This is a genomic window from Micromonospora sp. RP3T, from assembly GCF_003027925.1.
Taxonomy (GTDB): Bacteria; Actinomycetota; Actinomycetes; order Mycobacteriales; family Micromonosporaceae; genus Micromonospora.
Genome location: NZ_PYPS01000073.1, coordinates 1 through 5,359 on the forward strand (window position 1 = coordinate 1; position 5,359 = coordinate 5,359).

The 5,359-nt window shown below is 57.7% G+C and carries 3 rRNA genes; all 3 read left to right on the forward strand.

What is annotated here, in order from left to right:
- Positions 1-156: 156 nt before the first annotated feature.
- A 16S ribosomal RNA gene (locus C8054_RS31360) occupies positions 157-1,671 on the forward strand.
- Between the two features lie 376 nt (positions 1,672-2,047).
- Positions 2,048-5,156: ribosomal RNA gene (locus tag C8054_RS31365) — 23S ribosomal RNA — on the forward strand.
- Positions 5,157-5,235: 79 nt separating this feature from the next.
- Positions 5,236-5,352: ribosomal RNA gene (gene rrf, locus C8054_RS31370) — 5S ribosomal RNA — on the forward strand.
- Together the 16S, 23S and 5S rRNA genes form the textbook arrangement of a ribosomal RNA operon.
- The last annotated feature ends 7 nt before the right edge of the window (positions 5,353-5,359 follow it).

Below are 5,359 nucleotides of genomic sequence, written 5' to 3' on the forward strand. Positions count from 1 at the left end.
CGGGTTGGTGTGTGGTTGTTCTTTGAGAACTCAACAGGGTGCTTGATAAGCCAGTGCCAATTGTTTTATACCCCGGACTGGTCAGGCTTTGGTCTGTCTGGTCGGGATTCCTTTGGCAACACTTTTGTTGCCAGGACATTGTGTCCGACAAAGTTTTTGTTGGAGAGTTTGATCCTGGCTCAGGACGAACGCTGGCGGCGTGCTTAACACATGCAAGTCGAGCGGAAAGGCCCTTCGGGGTACTCGAGCGGCGAACGGGTGAGTAACACGTGAGCAACCTGCCCTAGGCTTTGGGATAACCCTCGGAAACGGGGGCTAATACCGAATATGACCTCGCATCGCATGGTGTGTGGTGGAAAGTTTTTCGGCCTGGGATGGGCTCGCGGCCTATCAGCTTGTTGGTGGGGTGATGGCCTACCAAGGCGACGACGGGTAGCCGGCCTGAGAGGGCGACCGGCCACACTGGGACTGAGACACGGCCCAGACTCCTACGGGAGGCAGCAGTGGGGAATATTGCACAATGGGCGGAAGCCTGATGCAGCGACGCCGCGTGAGGGATGACGGCCTTCGGGTTGTAAACCTCTTTCAGCAGGGACGAAGCGTAAGTGACGGTACCTGCAGAAGAAGCGCCGGCCAACTACGTGCCAGCAGCCGCGGTAAGACGTAGGGCGCGAGCGTTGTCCGGATTTATTGGGCGTAAAGAGCTCGTAGGCGGCTTGTCGCGTCGACCGTGAAAACCTGGGGCTCAACCCCAGGCCTGCGGTCGATACGGGCAGGCTAGAGTTCGGTAGGGGAGACTGGAATTCCTGGTGTAGCGGTGAAATGCGCAGATATCAGGAGGAACACCGGTGGCGAAGGCGGGTCTCTGGGCCGATACTGACGCTGAGGAGCGAAAGCGTGGGGAGCGAACAGGATTAGATACCCTGGTAGTCCACGCTGTAAACGTTGGGCGCTAGGTGTGGGGGGCCTCTCCGGTTCCCTGTGCCGCAGCTAACGCATTAAGCGCCCCGCCTGGGGAGTACGGCCGCAAGGCTAAAACTCAAAGGAATTGACGGGGGCCCGCACAAGCGGCGGAGCATGCGGATTAATTCGATGCAACGCGAAGAACCTTACCTGGGTTTGACATGGCCGCAAAACTTGCAGAGATGTAAGGTCCTTCGGGGGCGGTCACAGGTGGTGCATGGCTGTCGTCAGCTCGTGTCGTGAGATGTTGGGTTAAGTCCCGCAACGAGCGCAACCCTCGTTCGATGTTGCCAGCGCGTTATGGCGGGGACTCATCGAAGACTGCCGGGGTCAACTCGGAGGAAGGTGGGGATGACGTCAAGTCATCATGCCCCTTATGTCCAGGGCTTCACGCATGCTACAATGGCCGGTACAATGGGCTGCGATACCGTGAGGTGGAGCGAATCCCAAAAAGCCGGTCTCAGTTCGGATCGGGGTCTGCAACTCGACCCCGTGAAGTCGGAGTCGCTAGTAATCGCAGATCAGCAACGCTGCGGTGAATACGTTCCCGGGCCTTGTACACACCGCCCGTCACGTCACGAAAGTCGGCAACACCCGAAGCCGGTGGCCCAACCCTTGTGGAGGGAGCCGTCGAAGGTGGGGCTGGCGATTGGGACGAAGTCGTAACAAGGTAGCCGTACCGGAAGGTGCGGCTGGATCACCTCCTTTCTAAGGAGCACCATCCAGCGAAAGCTGGTATGGAGCCCGCGACCTGCGAATGTCGGGTCGGGGTGCTCAGATGGCGGAGACACTGGTGAGTTTTTCTTCGGCAACGGCCGGGGTCCTTCTAGTACAGCTGCTCCTTCGGGGGTGGTGGGAACGAAGTCCTGGTGCGGCTGAGGGAAGGCGGAGAGCACCCTGTTGGGTCCTGAAGGAACAACCATGGGTTGTTTTCTTCGGAGCCTTGTGCGGGCGTGAGTCCGTGGAGGTTGCCAGGCATGGCCTGGTCTCGCAAACCGTGACTCTTGTGGGTTGCAGGTGTGGGGCTGTGGGTTGTGGGTTGGTTGTTTGTTGAGAATTGCACAGTGGACGCGAGCATCTTTGTGGTCAAGTTGTCAAGGGCGAACGGTGAATGCCTTGGCACCAGGAGCCGATGAAGGACGTGGGAGGCCGCGATAGGCCTGGGGGAGCTGTCAACCAAGCTGTGATCCCAGGGTGTCCGAATGGGGAAACCCGGCATCAGTCATGTGATGTCACCCGCACCTGAACACATAGGGTGTGTGGGGGGAACGCGGGGAAGTGAAACATCTCAGTACCCGTAGGAAGAGAAAACAAATAGTGATTCCGTGAGTAGTGGCGAGCGAAAGCGGATTGAGGCTAAACCGGATGCGTGTGATACCTGTCAGGGGTTGCGTGTTCGGGGTTGTGGGACCCTGCTGAGTGTGCTGACACGCACTCGAGAAGTTACAAAGCTAGTGGTTAGTCGAACAGTCTGGAATGGCTGACCGTAGACGGTGATAGTCCGGTAGGTGAAAGCTGCTGGTCTTCTGTGGGTGTTCCCGAGTAGCGGCGGACTCCTGAAATCTGCCGTGAATCTGCCAGGACCACCTGGTAAGCCTAAATACTTCCTGGTGACCGATAGCGGACGAGTACCGTGAGGGAATGGTGAAAAGTACCCCGGGAGGGGAGTGAAATAGTACCTGAAACCGTTCGCCTACAATCCGTCGGAGCCTTACGGGGTGACGGCGTGCCTTTTGAAGAATGAGCCTGCGAGTTAGTGGCATGTGGCGAGGTTAACCCGTGTGGGGGAGCCGTAGCGAAAGCGAGTCTGAATAGGGCGTTTTTAGTCGCATGCTCTAGACCCGAAGCGGAGTGATCTAGCCATGGGCAGGCTGAAGCGCGGGTAAGACCGCGTGGAGGGCCGAACCCACCAACGTTGAAAAGTTGGGGGATGACCTGTGGTTAGGGGTGAAAGGCCAATCAAACTCCGTGATAGCTGGTTCTCCCCGAAATGCATTTAGGTGCAGCGTCGCGTGTTTCTTGCCGGAGGTAGAGCACTGGATGGTCTAGGGGGCCCACAAGCTTACCGAAATCAGCCAAACTCCGAATGCCGGTAAGTGAGAGCGCGGCAGTGAGACTGCGGGGGATAAGCTTCGTAGTCGAGAGGGAAACAGCCCAGATCACCAGCTAAGGCCCCTAAGCGTGTGCTAAGTGGAAAAGGATGTGGGGTCGCATAGACAACCAGGAGGTTGGCTTAGAAGCAGCCACCCTTTAAAGAGTGCGTAATAGCTCACTGGTCAAGTGGTTCCGCGCCGACAATGTAGCGGGGCTCAAGCACACCGCCGAAGCTGTGGCATTCACATTTTAACTTCGCGGCGCCTTGATGTGTCGTGCAGGTGTGTGGATGGGTAGGGGAGCGTCGTGCCGGGGGTGAAGCGACGGGGTGACCCAGTCGTGGACGCGGCACGAGTGAGAATGCAGGCATGAGTAGCGAAAGAAGGGTGAGAAACCCTTCCGCCGGATGACCAAGGGTTCCAGGGCCAGGCTAATCCGCCCTGGGTGAGTCGGGACCTAAGGCGAGGCCGAGAGGCGTAGTCGATGGACAACGGGTTGATATTCCCGTACCCGCGAAAGAGCGACCCTGATGAACCTCGTTGTGCTAACCACCCGAACCGGAGGAGGTCTTCGGACTGAGTTTGGGGAGCGTGGGAACCTGGCGGGTAGTAGTCAAGCGATGGGGTGACGCAGGAAGGTAGCTGAGCCCGGCCGGTGGTTGTGCCGGGGTAAGCGTGTAGGCCGTGCCATAGGCAAATCCGTGGCGCATGTAGGCTGAGACGTGATGCCGAGCCGATTCAGGTGAAGTCAGTGATCCTATGCTGCCGAGAAAAGCCTCTAGCGAGTTCTTAGCGGCCCGTACCCCAAACCGACACAGGTGGTCAGGTAGAGAATACCGAGGCGATCGGGCGAACTGTGGTTAAGGAACTCGGCAAATTGCCCCCGTAACTTAGGGAGAAGGGGGGCCGGAGACGTGAAGCCCCGCGCGGGTGGAGCGTTGTATGGCCGCAGAGAGCAGGGGGAAGCGACTGTTTACTAAAAACACAGGTCCATGCGAAGAAGTAATTCGATGTATATGGACTGACGCCTGCCCGGTGCTGGAACGTTAAGGGGACCTGTTAGCTCTTCGGGGCGAAGCGGAGAACTTAAGCGCCAGTAAACGGCGGTGGTAACTATAACCATCCTAAGGTAGCGAAATTCCTTGTCGGGTAAGTTCCGACCTGCACGAATGGCGTAACGACTTCCCCACTGTCTCAACCACAGGCCCGGCGAAATTGCATTACGAGTAAAGATGCTCGTTACGCGCGGCAGGACGGAAAGACCCCGGGACCTTTACTATAGCTTGACATTGGTATCTGAATTAGCTTGTGTAGGATAGGTGGGAGCCGGTGAAGTCCATACGCCAGTATGGGTGGAGGCAATCTTGAAATACCACTCTGGTTGATTTGGGTATCTAACTTCGGACCGTTATCCGGTTCAGGGACAGTGTCTGGTGGGTAGTTTAACTGGGGCGGTTGCCTCCTAAAGGGTAACGGAGGCGCCCAAAGGTTCCCTCAGCCTGGTTGGCAATCAGGTGTTGAGTGCAAGTGCACAAGGGAGCTTGACTGTGAGACTGACAGGTCGAGCAGGGACGAAAGTCGGGACTAGTGATCCGGCACTGGCATGTGGAAGCGGTGTCGCTCAACGGATAAAAGGTACCCCGGGGATAACAGGCTGATCTTCCCCAAGAGTCCATATCGACGGGATGGTTTGGCACCTCGATGTCGGCTCGTCGCATCCTGGGGCTGTAGCAGGTCCCAAGGGTTGGGCTGTTCGCCCATTAAAGCGGTACGCGAGCTGGGTTTAGAACGTCGTGAGACAGTTCGGTCCCTATCCGCCGTGCGCGTAGGATACTTGAGAAGGGCTGTCCCTAGTACGAGAGGACCGGGACGGACGAACCTCTGGTGTGCCAGTTGTCCCGCCAGGGGCACGGCTGGTTAGCTACGTTCGGAAGGGATAACCGCTGAAAGCATCTAAGCGGGAAGCTCGCTTCAAGATGAGGTATCCCACCCACTTTGTGGGGTAAGGCCCCCAGCTAGACGACTGGGTTGATAGGCCGGAAATGTAAGCCCGGTAACGGGTTCAGTTGACCGGTACTAATAGGCCGAGGACTTGACTACTAAGCTGCTACGCGTCCACTGTGCAACTCTGAACGAACACCGAACCCGTGTGGGTTGTTGGTTGATATGTTCATAGAGTTACGGCGGTCATGGCGGAGGGGAAACGCCCGGTTACATTCCGAACCCGGAAGCTAAGCCCTCCAGCGCCGATGGTACTGCACTCGGGAGGGTGTGGGAGAGTAGGACACCGCCGGACAATCTTC